We start from the raw sequence: 16,870 nt of genomic DNA on the forward strand, positions 1-16,870 counted from the left end.
TGTTATTTCGACTTGCTGAGCATGACAGTGCGATTCGGCGTCCGCCCACGGTTGTGGGCGGAGGATTCGGCTATTGCCGCGGCCACCGTGGGTGGCCGAAGTGCATCAGTTCCCAGATCGCGTCGTCCTTGTAGGTTTCGATCAGGTTGTCGAACGCCTCTGCGGCGGGCCGCGAGCACGACGAAGGCGCCGTGTCGGCGAGTTTGCGGGCGGTGGCGGCGCCGATACCGATACTTGCGCCGCTGACGAGCGCGACGATTCCGGTCAGTTTCGATGTCGTGGGTATTGTCCTGTGCTCTCGATGTTGGGGCAAGCCAACGGGAATGAGCCCCCAACCAATTGGCCAGCGGGATGCAAACCGAGTACTCGCGGAGATCGGCGTCCGGGCTTGCGCGTGTCCCCGATCCGGATATCGGATAGGTGTTCAGACAGCTCCGGATGCGGCTACTTACAACTGGCGTCAGGACCGGGTCCAGGAGAGTGCGTTCATCCAATGGAGGTGCTGTAAGCAGCACCAGGATGGCTGGTTTTAGTTTGCGGTGTGCAGTGCACCGAGTCGTCATGTCGATCAGTCGAGGCTGGGGGGCCGGTCAGCGAGTCGCTCGCCGCCACCGGTATCGGGGCAGAACTGTTACCGGCCAAGGGATCTCGACGGGAAGACGGCTGCGCTCCGTACCGCTGTGAGAACGCCTGAACGTTCGCTGCGGCCGAGCTTGTTCGATACGCTCACTGCTGGAACGACTCCCGCTACTCGCCGCTGCGATGTCGGTGGGGTCGGTCCCCGGCCGTATGGCTGGTGCGGGTAGTAAGCCCGCGAGTGTGATTGCGTGGGAAGGACATCGACGGATGACGGTGCGGCGGATGGTCGCGGGGGTTATGGTTTCGGTAGGAATCGGTGCGCTGGTGTGCGGAACGGTGGTGACACCGGCGCAGGCGGATCCGCTACCGCAATGGGCGCCGTTAGGTACCACGCTTTATACCTTCGGCGATGCGAATTTTTGTGCCGGGGCGATCGGCGTGGCGGTGGAGGCCGCACCACATCAGCCTGGCCACGTGCTGGCGCACGTCACACCACTGGGTTACCAGCGCGGGCCGTGCGGCAATCACGTGATGCTGGGGTGGGTGGGCTCAGCGGGCGGGCGGACCCAGGACGTATACGTGCATACCGATGCGGCGCAAGGCGACACCGTGACCGTCGACCTGTGGGTGGGGATGGGTCCGGCCAAGATCATGGCCGATACATGGCCGATCCAGGGCCCGTTCGCGGAGTGGTATCTGCTGGTGCCCTAGCCCGTGCCTGGTGCGTGGGCCTAGGACTGATCAGTTCTGGGGTCAGATTTCCCGGCCTGCGCAGCGGCCCCGCTGGCGCTGTCGATCCGCAGCAATCCTGGACAACCGCAGGCGTGGCGACACAGCGACACTGCCCTTCGGTCCGGACAGCGCCGGGTTGCCAGACCGTTTTCTGTCACCCGGACTCGGGTTCCTCCTACCTTGCGTCGCCGAGTTCGGCTGTGCCCGAATGGAGTTCGGCGTGCGATGTGGCGCACCTGGGGATTCAGATCGTCGCCCCACGTTGTCAGTCGGACAGGTACGTGAGTTGCAGTGCGCCCCAATGACGCTGTCGATGCCGTGGTGCCGGTAGCGGTCTTCGATCGTTCCCGATTGGCCGAAACCGGTGACACCGAGCGTGTTAGCGGGGACCTGCTGGATGGTGCCGAGAAGGGCGAGCGTGTGTAGGTGACCGTCCAGGACTATCAACGCAGTGGTCGACGGATCGCTCGCCCAATTCGCGGTCATCGCAACAGTTGAGGTGTTGCCTGTCGGTGAGTCGCCACGCTAGCCTCTATCGAGTTAGCAGAGGCTAACCTTCGAAGGACGTGAACCCGGGTGAGGTCGAGCGATGGATTTGAATAGGCGTCAACTCTTCAAAGCAGGCCTCGGACTGAGTGCGATACTGGCGATCGCCGCTTGTGGAGACGGATCTTCGTCCGATGGCTCTGGTGGCTCGCCTCAGCGCGGCGGCACGCTTCGTATCGGTGCAATCGGCAAATCATCCAAGACCGAGCGGGATCCTCACGCGACGATGAGCAATGAAAGCGATTTCCTCATCATGTCGCTCATCTATGATCCGCTGACGGTTCCCGGAGCCGATCCGAACGTGGCCCCTCGGTTGGCGTCGAAGTGGGAATCCGATGCAGAGCAACGGAATTGGACATTCACGATCGCCGAGGGCGCCACCTTCCACGACGGTCGTCCGGTCACTGCCGACGATGTGGTGTGGTCGCTTCGGCGTCTGCGTGAGGTCGCAGGTGAGACCAAGGTGCCTGTGTCGTCGGTCGATGACATCAAGCCGGTCGGCACGAACGCCGTTGTGCTGACCTGCGCGGGTCCGAACAGTCAATTGCCGTTGCTGCTGCGATTGATGACATTTGCCGTCCCCAAGGGAACCACGGACTTCACCAAAGGCATTGGCAGCGGCCCGTTCCGGCTCGAAAGCTACAACAATGGCAACGCCCGGCTGGTGCGAAATGACAACTGGCACGGCGGCGCCCCCTTGCTCGACGCTGTCGAAGTGACCCTGTTCGAGAGCCCTGAATCGATGGCCAACGCGATCATGGCCGGGCAGATCGATGTCGCATCGAGTGTCGGCGCCGTCGCGGGGCGGACGGCAGAAGCCCGCAGTGACCTCCAGGTCATCCGCCGTCCGAATGATGTCGCGATTGTCATCGCGATGAGGACCTCCGACGGGCCTTTCGCTGATCCGCGCGTGCGGGAAGCGCTCCGTCTTGCCGTGGACCGCCCAGCGATGGTCGCACAGGTGCTTTCGGGCTACGGCAGCGTGGCCAACGATATTCTGGGCACTGCTGATCCGACCTTCGACTCATCGATCGCGCAGCGAAAGCGCAATGTCGACCGAGCAAAGCAACTGCTCGCGGACGCGAAGTTCGACACCGGAAAAACGTATCCGCTGGTCACGAAGCAGGAGGCCGCGGGTGAGGTGGAATCGGCGAAGGTGTTCGCAAGCCAGCTCGAGGATATCGGGCTGAATATCGAAGTGGTCGTCCAAGAAGCGAACGCTTTCTACGATGACACCTGGCTGAAGGCCCCGTTCTACACAGTGAACTGGGGCACCAATGACTCGGTCATGTTCTTCGCCAGCAAGGTCATGTCGTCGCGAACGAAGTGGAACGAAACCGGCTTCAAGGATGCGGATTTCGACAAAGCCTACGCCGATGCACTCGCCGCGCCGGCGGGCGTGAAGTTCACCGAGGCGAGTAAGGCGATTCAACAGATCCAGTACGACCGTGGCGGTTACATCGTGTGGGGCATGGCGGATGGAATCGATGTTGCGTCCCGTGCAGTCCAGGGTCTGCCGAAGCTAGGAGGATACGGCCGAGTTCAGCTCGAACGCGTTTGGTTGTCGAGTTGATCGCATTCGCCGGACTGGTGGTGCGGCGGCTCGGACTGTTGATCGCACTGCTTGCAGTGGTATTCGTTGTGGTCGACCTGCTACCGGGAAACGCGGCACGGGCCGTCCTCGGACGTGATGCGGGAGCGGATCGGATAGCGGCGAAGGAGCACGAGCTGGGATTGGACCGGCCGCTGCCGGTCCGTTTCTGGAACTGGTTCAGTGGGGCCGCTACTGGAGATTTCGGCACCACGGCCCGGGGGCAATCGGTGAATGAGTTGTTGGCGGCCAAGTTTCCACAAACCTTGCTGCTGGCATCGGTCGCGATGCTGGCCACGGTGGTGATCTCGCTGCTGTGCGGGTTGTGGTGGTCCGCGCGGCCTTCCGGCTTCGCCGCTCGCGTTATGCAACCGAGCTCCGCCTTCGTCATCGCGGTTCCGGAATTCGTGGTGGCAACGCTGTTGGTGCTGGTTTTCTCGCTGTGGCTGGATTGGCTGCCCGCGGTGACTTTCACCGACCGCTCCGGATATCCGGCGAGCCCGGAGATGCTGATCCTGCCTGTTGCGGCCCTGGCGATACCACAGGCGGGCTGGAATTCGAGGGTGGTGCGTGGCGCGTTGATCGACGCGGCCGCCGCACCACATGTCGAGAGCGCCGTTCTGAATGGGCTCCCGGAAAGGACTGTCCTACTCCGTCACGTCCTGCCGTTCGCGTTGCCCACGATCGCAACGTCTTTCGCAACCTCGGTCGGTACGTTGTTCGGCGGCGCTCTCGTTGTCGAGACGATATTCAACTATCCAGGGATGGGCGCTATGGTCGCGGGATCTGTCTCCGACCGCGATACCGCGCTCGTAGCGGCAGTCGTGGCAATGACCGGAACAACGATCATGTGCGTCTTGCTGCTGGCCGACGCCATTCGTGCCTGGGCTAATCGAGGTCGACGATGACGACCTCGACCACCTCCCGGAGGCTGTGGCCGGCGGTGTTACCCGCGGCCGCCGTTGTCGCCATTGCGATAGTCGGACCCGCGCTCGCGCCGCACACAGTCGATCATGCGGTCGGTATTACCTTCGAGAAGCCCAACAGCGCGGCCTGGCTGGGCGGCGATCGGCTCGGCCAAGACGTCACGAGCCAGTTGCTATGTGGCGGCTGGGGACTGCTGCTGCTGGGCGCGACCATCGCCGTGCTGGTGACCGCGTTCGCTGCGATCCTCGGATCGATAGCAGCGCTGCATCCGAGAACCGGGGCATGGATCGAACGCACCGCCGATCTGGGCATGCTGTTGCCGCCGGTGTTGGCGATCCTGCTATTTATGCTCTCCTGGCCCGAATCCGGAGCCGTGGGTTTGGTGGTCGTATCGGTGATCGCGGGTACGCCGTACTCGGCGCGAGTGTTCGCAGCAGCGGCGACCGGAGTGGCGGCGTCGGGCTTCATCGAAGCGGCGCAGGCACGGGGAGAACGGTTGAGTTACCTCATTTTTCGAGAACTGCTCCCGAACCTGCGCGAAACACTGCTCACTCAATTGGGCCTACGATTCGTGGAGGCGATGTACCTCGTGAGTACTGCGGCGTTCCTACAGCTGCCGACCACCCTCGGAGACGCGAACTGGGCCGTGATGGTCCGCGAGAACGCCTCCGGGATCCTGCTCAACCCCGCCGCGGTGCTGGCGCCGAGTGTGGCGATCGGTCTGTTGGCGGTCAGTGTGAACAGCGCCGTTGCGGCGTTCGGGCGTGGGCGGAGCAGCGTATGACGACTGGGGTGCAGGTCGAGGATCTCGCGATCCATTCTTCGTCGGGTGCGGTATTGCTGGCAATGACGTCGCTGTGGGTTCCCCAAGGCTCCGTCACGGCGTTGACCGGTCCATCCGGAGCGGGGAAGACCACGCTGATGCGTGCGGTGCTCGGCCACCTTTCCAGCGGTACGACTAGATCGAGCGGTTCGGTACGGGTCGCCGGACAGGATGTGTTCGCGCTGAGTCCCGGTGCGTTGCAGTCCTTCCGCCGCGGGCACATCGCTTTCGTGAGCCAGGATCCGGGTGCCGCGCTGAATCCGACAATGCGGGTTCGGTCACTGCTCAGGGAAGCGGCGAACCATTCCAGAGACGCCGATCTGGGTACCGTGCTCGCTCGCGTCGGGCTGCCCGAGCACTGTCTTTGTCGGCGTCCTGGCGAACTGTCCGGTGGTGAACAGCGACGGGTCGCGCTTGCGCTCGCGCTGGTCCGCAAAGTTGGTGTCCTTGTTGTTGATGAGCCTATCGCCGGGTTGCATGGGGAGCTGCGGAACGGGATAGCGGAGCTGCTGCGTTCGCTGGCCACCGACGATGATGTCGCGGTGGTGGTTTCGGGCCATGACACCAAGGTTCTGCACCGGCTCGCGGATGACGTGGTTGCGCTGGGCGAGCCACAGGTGGGACTGCTGGAGCTGGCGACGCGGCCTTCGGATCCTGTGGTTGCGGGCCCGCCCGCCCTGCAGGCGCACGCGATATCCGCAATGGCGGGTCGCAGAAGGCTGCTGGCATCGGTCGACCTCAATATCGGGGCCGGTGAATCGGTCGCAGTCGTCGGGCCGTCGGGCGCGGGGAAGACCACGTTGGCCCGAGTGCTGGCCGGTATCCATTCCGCGGCGTCGGGCACTCTCGAGGTGGATGGACGCGAATTGGCTGTCGGGCGCGCACGCCGATCTCGCCGCGACCGGAGGCGAGTGCAGCTGATCCCGCAGAACCCGCTGTCCACACTCAACCCGAAGCAGACTGTATTGCAAGCACTTTCGCGACCACTGCGGCTCAACGGGATGACCGGAAAGGCTGAGGTCGCTGATCGCGCCGCACGTCTGCTGGGCAGTGTGGAGCTGGACGTCGATGTGTTGGGTCGATATCCGGACGAGCTTTCCGGCGGTCAGCGGCAGCGCGTCGCGATCGCGCGCGCGCTCGCCGCTGAACCGGATGTACTCATCTGCGACGAGATAACATCGGCACTCGATACCAGCACCGCTGAATCGATTATGGAGTTGGTGGAGCGAACTCGAATCGCACGGGGGATCGGGGTCCTGGTCGTCAGCCACGACATGGCAGTTGTGGCCAGGTATTGCCGCCGGATCCTTGTCCTTGCCGACGGAATGGTTGTCGAGCACGGAGACACCGCGGGGGTGCTGGCAGACCCCAGCGCACCTCAGACGAGGGCGCTGCTGGTCTGAGCACGGGGCGCGATTACCCGGAGAAGTAGTCCTCCAGCCCGCCTTCGCGGACGGTGTCCACAGTGAAGCAATGGAATCCACCGCCGAAGAGCCGACGGTGGCGGTGCTGGACCGGTACCACGGTCATTCTGTTCGCCTCGAGGAGATCGATGAGTTCGGTGTGCGCCGAATTGACGAGCACGGTCTCGGAGTCGATGGACAGCAGGTTCATGTCGATGAACTTGCTGGTGAGCACCAGATCGTTGTCGTCGTAGCTCGGGAAGCCGTCTGCTGCCGGTTCGGGATAGTAGATGCGGTCCCATTTTTGCAGCTCGACGGGCAGTTGATCCACGATCTCGGGCGAGCGCGCCAGCAACAGTCCGGGGCGAAGCGGCAATACGGTGCTGTCGATGTGATCATCGCTGAGCCGGTAGAGCCGATGCAGTCGGAAGCGACCTTCGAACTGCCGGACCAGCCATTCGAAGGCGAGCTGGTGATGAGCTGTCGACACATTGACCAGGACGTCCTCGCCGAAGCGCAGTATCTGCGCGGCATCCATCATCATCTCGAAGCCGACGTGATATGGCGAGCCGTCGGGACGGCCGACCGGTGCCAGCGGCTCGTCGGCCGAACCGGTGCCCTCGACATAGGAGAAGTCGAACGATCCGTCGGTCATGAGTGGTCGCGGCATTACCGACCACCGAGCTCCCTTCCGGAAGTAGTCCATGAACACCGGCTTCAACAATTGGTTTTCGAAATAGCGCGAACGCATCATCGGTGGGGTCTCGACGATTTCATCGCCCATGATGACTACGTTGTCGCGTACGTTGAGCGCAGGGATCATTGCCGCCGACCATGCGGGAGTCTGTACCTCGGGGACCGTAGGCCCGATATCCAGTGGGCGATGAACCCGGACATGGAGGGATTCCAGCGTGCGGACGAGCCCTGCGATATCTTCGTTCAGTTCGTCGACATGGCGCTGCGAGATTCTGATTCTCGACCGTGCATCCGTCCCTGCCGGCGGCGAGAATGGCGGGTAGAGCCATGGCTTGCGTGCAAGGTTGTTGTCGCCGGAAATGTTCTCATGAAGGAACATGTCGAACGTCAGCTCGCGCTCGTGTGTGGTGTAGTTCAGCCCCGATCCTACAATTACTTCTCGGAGTGGCGACCATTCATCATAGCTATTCAGACGCATGTCGATCTCTTTCGTAACTCGGTGGATCTGGGTTTTTCAAACGAACGCGGCGGTGCGCGCGGGCTCTCGCTTGTGGAGGTCGCGGTCGAAACGCCGCAACAGCAGCGTCGCGGTGACCGCCAAGCCTGCACACAATCCGATCCACACTCCTGGACCGCGTAGCCCGAAACCATAGGCACAGGTCAGCAGCACAGGTAGCCCGACCGCCCAATAACCGACGAGTGTGATTCGAAAGCCGCTCTTGGTGTTGCCGAGGCCACGCAGAAGTCCGACACCGATATTCTGTGCGCAGTCCAAGAATTGCTGCACGACAGCGATGAAGAGAAGGGTTTTCGCCAAAGGAAGAACGTCCGCCGCCTCTGTTTGATCGAGAAAGGGGACAAGCACCACTCGGGGAGCCATCATATATACGATGCCCACTGCGCCCATTACTACGACACCGAGGGCCAATGCTATGCGGGCGGTACTTCTCGCTTCGTCGAGATCTCCCTTGCTGACCACTCGACTCACCAAGATGGACGACCCGTGTGAAAGGCCGATGGTTACCTGAAAGACGATATATGTCAATTGGATGACTACATTGTGCGCAGCCAACACAGTCGGACCGAAACTCCCCATAATGAGTGCAGCGACAGAGAAAAGCCCTGCTTCTGATCCGTATGTCAAGCTGATCGGGATCCCGATTCGCAGGATCGCGCGAACTGTCCTCAGATCCGCGCGCCAGCCCTGGATCGACAGCAATGGCGCAAGATGGGTGTCCCTGCGGACGATCAGGAAGAAGGCGCAGCATGTCAAGAGGTTGACAAAGGAGGTGGCACAACCGATCCCGGTCAACCCCAGGACCGGAAGTCCTAACCAGCCGTAGATGAAGGCGCCATTGATGGCTGCGTTCACCCCGACAGAGCCGATGGTGACCCACAGCAGCGATCCGGGTCTGCGCATGCCTACCGCGAATTGACGGAGCACGTTCAGCCACAACATCGGCACCAGGCCGAACGCCAATGCCATCATCATCGGCCGTGCCAGTTCCAGAATGCGCGCGTTCTGACCGAACCACACGAGCGAGTAGCTCAGTGCGACAAGCGCACCTCCCGCGAGCAGACCGACGAAGGTCGCCACCAGAAATGCCGCACGAATGACCTGACGGATCTCCGATCGCGCTTGCTCGTCGAGTTGGTCGGTACCCGCGCGCGATTCCCCTTGGCCCACCGCGCCCGCCACCAAATTTCCGACCGCCGTCACCACACCCACACTCATCGTGCGCACCTGGTTGTACAGCGTTATCGCCAGCCCGCCCGCGGCGATCGCCTGCACACCGAGCAAGCCCATCATCGCGAGGTCCGTGGTGGTCAGCGCCACTTGCGCGAGTTGGATCCCCGCGATGGGAGCCGCGAGAGCGATCAACGGGCGACTGTCGCGCACACCGATCGCGAGGCTCATGCCGGCGTCGATCGTGGCGAGGGCCGAGTCAACGCTGACGAGCCGATTTCACTGGCATATTCATCGAGCAATTGTGTGACCTCCGCTTCTGCGACCGAGTTCAGCAAGTTCTTCTCACGCATCCATTCGTCATTGAAAATCGTGTCGAGATACTTTTCGCCGCCATCGCATGCGATGGTCACCATCGTGCTGCCGGGAGGAATTTCACGGAGCCGTTTCATCGCTACATACACTGCTCCACCGACCGAACCGCCGAGCATCAAACCGTTGCGTCGCGCAACCGTGCGCGCGGTCGCAAAGGCGTGAACATCCGATACCTTAACCCCCTCGTCGAGAAGGTCGTAGTCGATGGTGCTGCCGATCGGGGCACCGGGTGGAGTGCCGGTGCCGGACTGCCAATATGGACCGCCCGGGCCACCGAATACGATCGAACCGACAGGTTCGACACCGATCACCCTGACCGACGAACCGAGGCGACGCAGTTCACGCGCGGTACCGAATAAAGAACCGCCGGTGCCTACCGAGCTGACCAGGTAGTCCACGTCGGTAGCAAGGTCTGCACGAAGTTCGTCGGCCAGCGCCCGGTATCCCCGCGCGTTGCTCGGATTGTTGTGCTGATCGAAGAAGTAGGCGCCCTCCTCCGAAGCGGCAAGTTGGGCGGCGTGCTCTTCACGTGCGGTCGGGCTCGGACCGTCGTCGCTGGTATCGGCGACATAGACCAGCTGTGCGCCCATGGCGACCATCGCCCGCAATTTGTCCTTGGCCGAGTGATTGTCCACGACCGCGGTAAATCGGTAGCCACGCTCGGCGGCGACCACCGCGAGGCCGAGACCTGTATTCCCTGAGGTGGATTCGATGATGTGCCCGCCCGGCGGGAGCCGACCGTCCAGCTCGGCGTCGAGCACCATCTGTCGAGCCATCCGAATCTTTGCGGAGCCCGTCGGGTTGAACTGCTCGAGTTTGAGTAGCAGTCGCGATCCTGAGCCGGTTCTGCACAATTCGATGAGCGGCGTACGGCCGACCAGATCAGAGACACGCTCGGCGATGTTCTCGGCTCGTTGTCCGGTGCGATGATTTGTCGATTGCAGCGCATTATTCATGGCTGTGACCGCCCCCTCGATGGGAAACACCAGCGGAATCCAGTCGCCACCGGATGCGTTCCGGCGAGGTCGTGACGACGACCTTCGGTGGCAATGGCAACTGATGGAACTCCGACTCGTTCGAATCCATTTGATAGCCAGCGGTATTCGGGTATATCAACAGATCACCTCTGCGCGGGACACGATCGAATCGAATCTTGCGCCAGGACAACATATCTGTTTCGAGGCAACTCGAGCCGCCGACACAGGCACTCGTCGGGGTGCTCGGCGCCTGCGGGGGCCAGAGCGTCGGATCCGGCAGATACTCACTGGCAAACCATTGTTCGGACAAGCTCAAGCTGAGCCCGGACGCGGTGATGAACCCGTAGTCCTGTCTCGGCTTGTAGCCGAGGACAGGAAAGGCGGTGAAGCCGCAGCCATCGAGCAGTGCCCGGCCTGGTTCGATCAGCAATCGGGTACCGGTCTGCGCAAACTTGGCAGCGAGATCGGAATGCTCCGAGGCAACCGAGCTGCCGAGGATCGCCGAGAGCATCTCCGCGCCTGCGGGATCCGCGTGATAGGGGTAGAACCCGCTGAAGGTCTTCCGGGTGTGGAACCAGGAATCTTGATACTCGCTGAGGAACTGCTGCCAGGGGCTCGCATCGACGTAGTCGACGGCGAATCCGCCGCCGATCGAAACCGAGGTGGCCGCAAGGCCTTTGGCTCGCGCGGACAGGCACCGGTCGATCAGATCGGAGGCTTGCCATGCGCGCGGTGCGACGCTGTACCCGGTCAGATGAAAGGAGAAGCCTTCCATCCTCAGGTGTGCGCGATGCGCTATGCACCGGTCGATCGCAAGGGCCAGCTCGTTGTCGTTGAGTCCGAATCGACTGTTGGGGTTCGACGGCGGCAGGACTCGCAACAGAATGCGGACCGCTTCGCCCGCGTCGGCAATCGCGATCACTCGGTCGAGCTCGTCGAGCTCGTCGACCGTGATCAGGCAGCGATGGCGAGTGGCCAGCCACAGAAGATCATCGCTTTTGCTGGGCCCGGTGATCACCAGGTCCTCGCCTCGAACGCCGTTGGCCAAAGCATGGATCAACTCCGGCGCGCTTGCGACATCCACTCCGGTGTTCGCCTCGGCACAGGCACGCGGCCAGCACGCGGCTTTGTTGGCCTTCTTGCCGAAGTACACCTTGCCGTCGACACCGGCAGTGACCATCGCATCGACGAACGCCGCGAGATTCGTAGTGAACTGCTCGGGGTACACCACGTGAAATGGGCCGCCGCCTACCGCATTTGCCATATCGGCGAGCAACGTCGGATCGGTTTGCACCCGAGTGACCCAGCCCAGTTCTTTTGCCGGGAGCGGCAGCGCGGCGGTCTCGGTCAGTTCCACAGTCGCAGCTCCTGTCCACGGCCTTCTTCGATAGCGCGGACTGCCAGCGCATGCCCCACTGCGATGTCGGTGACGACCAGCCCACTGTTATATGCGAAGACCCGATCCTCCGGCGTCTTTCGCCCGAGGCCGCGGCCGGCGAGTATCTCCGGTAGCTCGGCGTCGACCGGTCGTAGCGTCCCATCCGGACCAGCCAGATACTTCCCGGTCACCGCCAGCTGGCCCGCACTGGTGGCAATCGCGTAGTCGGAGTCCAGCAGCGCGGAGTCCGCGACGCCGTATCCGACGTCCACCAGTACCCCGCCCGGCTTCAAGGAGTTTGTCCGTACCTTGACCGCCGTGGCTGGGCCAGAGGCGGCCAGCACAATGTCGGCGTCGAGTACCGCACCGGTCACGTCAGTGACCACCTCGATCGTCCGATCCGGGTGGTGTTGGTGGAATACCTCCAGCACCGCGGCGATTCCGGCGTCATGGGTCCCATAGAGCAACAGGCGATCCAAGTTCGGCAGCACCTCGAGCAGGTAGGGGAATGCCTGCCTGCCCTGGGTACCGGTCCCGATCAACAGCGCCGTCCTGGCGGTCGGTGCAGCGCTGGCCTCGACGAGAAGTGCAGTCGCGGCCGGTGTACGCAGCGACCCGATCCGAGCGCAGTCCATCAGCGCGATCGGAGCGCCGGAGTCGTCATCATAGAGTGTGATAGTGGTGTAGTACTGCTTCTGTCCGCGTCCCTTCTCCTGCTTGTACGACGTTTTGAAGGCGACCACTCGTCGAGACCCGTCATAGCCGAGCATCGAATACGAGATCGAGTCTCGGTCCGGCACGGGAAGCGCTATCTTGGCAGGATTTCGAGACTGGCCTTGTGCGAGAGTCACGTAAACATCTCGCACCGATTTGATCACCTCGGCGGGTGTGATAGCTATGTCCGCCAGGTCATTGCGCGAGAGCACGCGCAGCGGCATGTCATTCATTTCGACTCCAAGGAGAGATAGTCGACCTGCTGGCCGTAGCCATTCTCGGTCAACTCGGCCATCGGGCGCGGCCGATCCGGCATCGCGACATTTACCCGCTTGAGCCACCGGTCGGTGCCGTCGAATCGCGCTGTGAACGGGACGCGGCCGTGTACAACCACGTCGTTGTCGATGATCGCGAGGTCACCGGGCTCGAGCACGACACGACGAGTAACCCGCTCCAGTTCGCTTCCCAATCGCAGGTAGGCCGCTCGGTAATCGGGATCGGCGTCGGCCCACGGCGTGTAGTCCGGGTCGTAGCGCAGGCACAGCCCGTCCGACCGTTCCCACAACGTAGGAATCGGATCTGCGGCTCCCCACTTCTCCACGTCTCCATAGGTGAGATCCGGCAGGATCGGAATCGTTGGGCGCAAGAGTATTTCGCGGTCGGCAGCGGAGAGATTCACATCGCGAACCGAGGCTATGGTCGTCGCGACACCGTCCGGGTTGCGAACGCAACCGAGAAGGAAGACGTGCGAGCGATGTGGATGAAAGGAATCTTCGGTGTGTGGGCTCAACAGAATCGAGCTGCTCGCCCCGGTCTGCACGCTCTCATAACCTCGCGCAGGCATGACATTGTTCACCAGGCGCCCCTCCTGCTGGCCTCGCCAGCCGAAAGGTTCGCCGATCATGCTGGCGAGCAACAACATTTGCAGATCCAACGGCAAACTTGCCGTGTCATCGATCGCTGCCCAGATCGGCGGAGTTCGGCCGACCGATTGCTCATCGATGAGGAGCCCGCGGACTACACATACACCCCCGTCCGTGGCCGGTGGACATATCTTCTCGCGCAGCTCACCCTCGATATTTGCTGCCAGTGTCGAGATCGCTTGCCGACAGCGAGGATTGGACAACCCTCCGTATGCTGCAGCCAACGTCGTGCCCAGCTGGTGCAAGAACACTTGCGAATTCGCGCTCAACATACGCTTTTCAAGTGAACGTATTTCGCTGCTTACAGCAATCGACATCCTGAACTTCCCCTTTGCAGTGCCCTGCCCTGTCGAAGGGCGCACGGTCGTTCGGCGATGCGCGGGAACGTGGTCGTGCACCCGGGCACGTGACCCACTCGCAAATCAAGAACGGGGTCGACCATAGCGGAGTACGGCGTGTTAGGCAAGGCACTCCTAAGCTCGCGTCAATCTGTTTAGATGTCCGAATTATGCACCCGCCCAGCGATGTTCGTGCAGGCGATGACTCCTACTTGGGGGCGCTGCATGGGTAGTCGGGTCCAAGGGCTGGCTCCAGTCGGCGGGTCTGCCCCAGGCTCGATTGGCCGCGGGGTCCGCGATGCGGCCCGCTCGGCGTCGGTCGCCTCTGGACGACTCGTCGGCAAACGCCTCACAGTGACCGTGGCACCTGATATGTCGCCCACTCATCACAGCCGTGGCGTTGTGTCACAATGCGCCGGTGCGTATCAACGTGATCTGTGGCGGGGAGAGTGGCGAGCGAGATGTATCAATGTCTTCGGGTACGGCCGCTGTCCAATCCCTTTTGGAGCTGGGGCATGAGGTCACGCTCATCGACCTTGCGGCCGAATTGCCGATACTGGCGGGACCACTGCGGTTTCCAGCCGCACTTCCTCCCTATCATGTGCCGAACAATCCGCCAGATATCGAGCAGCAGCGGCTATGGCGTCGCAACATCGCGGCGTCGCTGCTCGACGAGGAAGTCCTCGCCTGCCTACATGATGCAGATATGACTTACGTTGCGGTGCACGGCGGATGGGGGGAGGACGGGCATTTGCAGTCGTGGCTCGAAATGCTGGGTGTTCCGTTCACCGGCCCCCGCAGCGATGCCTGTTCTGCCGCTTGGCATAAGGCGCGAGCCCTTGCGATCCTTCAGGTCGCGTCCGTGCCGACGGCACCCCGTGTGATTTATCGAGCGAACGATCCGGTTGCCGAGTCGGACGTGCGGCGGATTCTCGGTGATGGACCGGCCGTCGTGAAGCCGGCGACTGGAGGCTCCAGCGTCAACACTTCTGTCGTTCGTGGAATCGAGGAGCTCCACTTGCTCGACGGCTTGGCCGCATCGGAGGGGGAACTGCTTGTGGAGTCATACCTTTCCGGCAGGGAGTTCACGGTGGGAGTGTTGGGCGAAGAAGCACTCCCTGTTGTTGAAATACTGTTGGCATCTTCACTATTCGACTATCAGGCCAAGTATCAGATAGGTGCGGTCGCTGAAGTGTGTCCCGCTGAGATATCCTCGGAATTTTCTGAGCAGTTGCAGGAAATTGCGTTGCGCGCGCATCGAGCGCTGGGTTTTTGTCAGTACTCGTACTCCCGCATCGACTTCCGCTGCGACGCCGATGGAATGCCGGTGTGCTTGGAGGTCAACGCCCTTCCAGGCCTCACTCCGGGCAGCCTGCTGCCCTTGGCCGCGTCCAGGGTCGGATTGTCGTACTCGCAACTCACGGAACGCATCGTCGATCTCGGGGTGGGGAGAGTCGGTGGTGCCCTGGCCGCCAGGGCGCGTGGATGACACCGCACTGTCTGGCCATGACCTCATCGGCTCGTACGGTCGTGCCGCGAAGCCAGGACGAATTCGATCACGGCTTCGGTGACGTTCCCGTGGTGTGGTTCGTGCAGCAGGTCGTGCCCGGCGTCGGCGAATTCACGCATGTTGATATTGCGGCGTGCCCGAGCCCACTCTCGGATCGGTTCGATCGGCGCGATCCGGTCGTCGCGGCCGTGTATGAGAAGTGTCGGCTGGTTGGGGATATCGATGTTCAGCGCCGCGACATCTTGGGGTGTTCCGCAAAGGATCGTCGCCGAAAGTGACTGCATCTCAACGGTATTCGACTGAATGGCGATGACAGATGCGCCCGCGCCGAGTGAGTGGCCGTTAGGCTAAGCTGTGCTGATGGTCACCTGAATATCGTTGTGGTCGAACGACACTTGCCGCGTCGGCTCGGTGACGCGGCGAAGCCGCGATCGAAACTCCGATCGCGGCTGGCCTGGTTGGCGCACTTACCGGACAGTCGCCGGCTCGAGGAATGAAGTGAGCAGGGGCAGGAGCAGATCGGACCGGTACATGATGTCGTAATGTGTTGTGCCCTGAACTATTTCGAGTCGAGCGCTGCCGGGCTTTCCGATGTTCAGCCGAGAGACCATATCGGTGGCGTGGTCTCGATACAGGGCATCGGATTCGGCGGTCATGACGAGGGCGGGCGCTTTGATCTTCGCCAGCTGCGCGGTCCAGTCGTAATCCTGGGTGAGCAGCTGCTTGGTCTTGGTGACAAGGGCGTTCCAGCCGGCCGGGTCTGGTGCGACGCTGCTGTAGAGCTGGTACATGGGGCTGTCGCGCATGGCATCGGGGTTAATGGCGGCGATGCCCGCACGGGTCTCGGGCATCCAGCCGTCGGAACGGTAGGGAGCCGAAGTGATGGCCAGCCGATTGACCAGGTCCGGTGTCCGGGCGGCCACCTGCAGGGCCACGCCGCCGCCGAGTGAGTAACCGAACAGATCGGCCTTGCCGAGTTTCACGTGGGTGATCAGCGCCGTGACATCATCGGCCAGCGACTCGTAGCTCATCGGGCCCCCGCGATCGGGTGTGTGGCCGTGGGCCTGCAGCTCCACCGAGATGACCTGGCGAGTCTTGGACAGTTCGGGGATGAATGCGCTGAAGGTGGATTCGGCGGTGGAGTACCCGCCATGCAGCAGAATCAACGGCTGCCCGGTGCCGTGCGTCTCGTAGTAGAGCCGACTGCCATTGATCTCGGCATAGCGGCCTTTGCCGTCTGCGGATACCTGGTCGGCCGTAGCGGGCCGGGCTTCCGACGTGGACGCGCCGCCGGTGGTGTCGTCGCTGCCGCAGCCGCTGATCAGCATGGCGGACAAGGCCACGGCGGTGAGGGCGGTCGCCGACACAATACGGATTCGCATGGTCCGATCCTCTCGGGTTCTGAAGGCTATTGGGGAAGGTGTGCTTTGGCGTCGTTGTAGTCGCCGGTGGGGGCGTCGTCCTGGGGGCTGTAGACCAGATGCACCACACCGGTGGTGAAGGGCTGCGCGGAGAGCAGGCGGAACGGGATGGAAGATCCCTCGTCGAACAGGCGCTCACCGGTGCACAGGGCCAGCGGATGGACGAGCAGGTGCAGCTCGTCGATGAGACCGGCCGCGAGCAGCTGGCGGACGATGGAGACCGAACCGGATCGGCGATCGTTTCGAGGAA

General features: G+C 62.5%; 16 protein-coding genes. 6 read left to right on the forward strand and 10 right to left on the reverse strand.

The window, feature by feature from the left end:
• Positions 1–70 precede the first annotated feature (70 nt).
• Positions 71–313, reverse strand: coding sequence for a hypothetical protein (locus OHA42_RS22850; RefSeq protein WP_406229905.1), 243 nt, complete (start codon positions 311–313; stop codon positions 71–73).
• Between the two features lie 533 nt (positions 314–846).
• Between OHA42_RS22850 and OHA42_RS22855 the strand changes: the two genes are divergently transcribed.
• From OHA42_RS22855 to OHA42_RS22875, 5 genes are all read left to right on the forward strand, one after another.
• Complete coding sequence (locus OHA42_RS22855) at positions 847–1,290, forward strand: hypothetical protein (protein ID WP_406229906.1); 444 nt, start codon at positions 847–849, stop codon at positions 1,288–1,290.
• 610 nt (positions 1,291–1,900) lie between these two features.
• Complete coding sequence (locus OHA42_RS22860; RefSeq protein ID WP_406229907.1) at positions 1,901–3,430, forward strand: ABC transporter substrate-binding protein; 1,530 nt, start codon at positions 1,901–1,903, stop codon at positions 3,428–3,430.
• Positions 3,427–4,356 (forward strand): ABC transporter permease, encoded by a 930-nt coding sequence (locus tag OHA42_RS22865; protein WP_406229908.1) that lies wholly within the window; start codon positions 3,427–3,429, stop codon positions 4,354–4,356. The genes OHA42_RS22860 and OHA42_RS22865 overlap by 4 nt, the downstream gene beginning before the upstream one ends.
• Positions 4,353–5,159, forward strand: coding sequence for an ABC transporter permease subunit (locus OHA42_RS22870; RefSeq protein ID WP_406229909.1), 807 nt, complete (start codon positions 4,353–4,355; stop codon positions 5,157–5,159). The genes OHA42_RS22865 and OHA42_RS22870 overlap by 4 nt, the downstream gene beginning before the upstream one ends.
• Positions 5,156–6,601, forward strand: coding sequence for an ABC transporter ATP-binding protein (locus OHA42_RS22875; protein ID WP_406229910.1), 1,446 nt, complete (start codon positions 5,156–5,158; stop codon positions 6,599–6,601). The genes OHA42_RS22870 and OHA42_RS22875 overlap by 4 nt, the downstream gene beginning before the upstream one ends.
• 13 nt (positions 6,602–6,614) lie before the next feature.
• On the opposite strand, the gene OHA42_RS22880 is transcribed toward OHA42_RS22875, so the two are convergent.
• The 6 genes from OHA42_RS22880 to OHA42_RS22905 all read right to left on the reverse strand — a co-directional run bounded on the left by OHA42_RS22880 (position 6,615) and on the right by OHA42_RS22905 (position 13,749).
• The gene (locus OHA42_RS22880) at positions 6,615–7,385 is read right to left on the reverse strand and encodes a hypothetical protein (RefSeq protein WP_406229911.1); all 771 of its coding nucleotides are present in this window, start codon (positions 7,383–7,385) and stop codon (positions 6,615–6,617) included.
• A 426-nt stretch (positions 7,386–7,811) separates the two neighbouring features.
• A complete protein-coding gene (locus tag OHA42_RS22885; protein WP_406229912.1) occupies positions 7,812–9,215 on the reverse strand; it encodes an MATE family efflux transporter in 1,404 nt (467 codons plus the stop codon).
• Positions 9,212–10,315, reverse strand: coding sequence for a PLP-dependent cysteine synthase family protein (locus OHA42_RS22890; RefSeq protein ID WP_406229913.1), 1,104 nt, complete (start codon positions 10,313–10,315; stop codon positions 9,212–9,214). The genes OHA42_RS22885 and OHA42_RS22890 overlap by 4 nt, the downstream gene beginning before the upstream one ends.
• Positions 10,308–11,693 carry a Y4yA family PLP-dependent enzyme gene (locus tag OHA42_RS22895; protein WP_406229914.1) on the reverse strand — a complete coding sequence of 462 codons (1,386 nt, stop codon included), beginning with the start codon at positions 11,691–11,693 and terminating at the stop codon, positions 10,308–10,310. Before OHA42_RS22895 ends, OHA42_RS22890 begins: the two co-directional genes overlap by 8 nt.
• Positions 11,684–12,661 carry an ornithine cyclodeaminase family protein gene (locus tag OHA42_RS22900; protein WP_406229915.1) on the reverse strand — a complete coding sequence of 326 codons (978 nt, stop codon included), beginning with the start codon at positions 12,659–12,661 and terminating at the stop codon, positions 11,684–11,686. Before OHA42_RS22900 ends, OHA42_RS22895 begins: the two co-directional genes overlap by 10 nt.
• Complete coding sequence (locus OHA42_RS22905) at positions 12,658–13,749, reverse strand: TauD/TfdA family dioxygenase (protein WP_406229916.1); 1,092 nt, start codon at positions 13,747–13,749, stop codon at positions 12,658–12,660. Before OHA42_RS22905 ends, OHA42_RS22900 begins: the two co-directional genes overlap by 4 nt.
• A 358-nt stretch (positions 13,750–14,107) precedes the next feature.
• On the opposite strand from OHA42_RS22905, the gene OHA42_RS22910 reads away from it, so the two are divergent.
• Positions 14,108–15,178 carry a hypothetical protein gene (locus OHA42_RS22910; protein ID WP_406229917.1) on the forward strand — a complete coding sequence of 357 codons (1,071 nt, stop codon included), beginning with the start codon at positions 14,108–14,110 and terminating at the stop codon, positions 15,176–15,178.
• A 23-nt stretch (positions 15,179–15,201) separates the two neighbouring features.
• Here OHA42_RS22910 and OHA42_RS22915 read toward each other — a convergent pair whose 3' ends face one another.
• From OHA42_RS22915 to OHA42_RS22925, 3 genes are all read right to left on the reverse strand, one after another.
• Positions 15,202–15,483: an alpha/beta hydrolase gene (locus tag OHA42_RS22915; RefSeq protein ID WP_406229918.1), complete on the reverse strand. Its 282-nt coding sequence runs from the start codon at positions 15,481–15,483 to the stop codon at positions 15,202–15,204.
• Between the two features lie 183 nt (positions 15,484–15,666).
• Complete coding sequence (locus OHA42_RS22920) at positions 15,667–16,581, reverse strand: alpha/beta fold hydrolase (RefSeq protein ID WP_406229919.1); 915 nt, start codon at positions 16,579–16,581, stop codon at positions 15,667–15,669.
• Between the two features lie 26 nt (positions 16,582–16,607).
• Entirely contained in the window at positions 16,608–16,835 is a 228-nt protein-coding gene (locus tag OHA42_RS22925) for a dihydrofolate reductase family protein (protein WP_406239551.1), read from the reverse strand.
• Positions 16,836–16,870 lie beyond the last annotated feature (35 nt).

Origin of the sequence: Nocardia sp. NBC_01009, assembly GCF_045208035.1 — a bacterium.
Taxonomy (GTDB): Bacteria; Actinomycetota; Actinomycetes; order Mycobacteriales; family Mycobacteriaceae; genus Nocardia.

What these genes read in the sequence shown, in the direction of transcription:
- OHA42_RS22860 (WP_406229907.1), top strand. Translation starts at nt 1,901, where the DNA reads ATGGATTTGAATAGGCGTCAACTCTTCAAAGCAGGCCTCGGACTGAGT.
- OHA42_RS22880 (WP_406229911.1), bottom strand. Translation starts at nt 7,385, where the DNA reads ATGGGCGATGAAATCGTCGAGACCCCACCGATGATGCGTTCGCGCTAT.
- OHA42_RS22855 (WP_406229906.1), top strand. Translation starts at nt 847, where the DNA reads ATGACGGTGCGGCGGATGGTCGCGGGGGTTATGGTTTCGGTAGGAATC.
- OHA42_RS22890 (WP_406229913.1), bottom strand. Translation starts at nt 10,315, where the DNA reads ATGAATAATGCGCTGCAATCGACAAATCATCGCACCGGACAACGAGCC.
- OHA42_RS22900 (WP_406229915.1), bottom strand. Translation starts at nt 12,661, where the DNA reads ATGAATGACATGCCGCTGCGCGTGCTCTCGCGCAATGACCTGGCGGAC.
- OHA42_RS22870 (WP_406229909.1), top strand. Translation starts at nt 4,353, where the DNA reads ATGACGACCTCGACCACCTCCCGGAGGCTGTGGCCGGCGGTGTTACCC.
- OHA42_RS22920 (WP_406229919.1), bottom strand. Translation starts at nt 16,581, where the DNA reads ATGCGAATCCGTATTGTGTCGGCGACCGCCCTCACCGCCGTGGCCTTG.
- OHA42_RS22875 (WP_406229910.1), top strand. Translation starts at nt 5,156, where the DNA reads ATGACGACTGGGGTGCAGGTCGAGGATCTCGCGATCCATTCTTCGTCG.
- OHA42_RS22915 (WP_406229918.1), bottom strand. Translation starts at nt 15,483, where the DNA reads ATGCAGTCACTTTCGGCGACGATCCTTTGCGGAACACCCCAAGATGTC.
- OHA42_RS22885 (WP_406229912.1), bottom strand. Translation starts at nt 9,215, where the DNA reads ATGAGCCTCGCGATCGGTGTGCGCGACAGTCGCCCGTTGATCGCTCTC.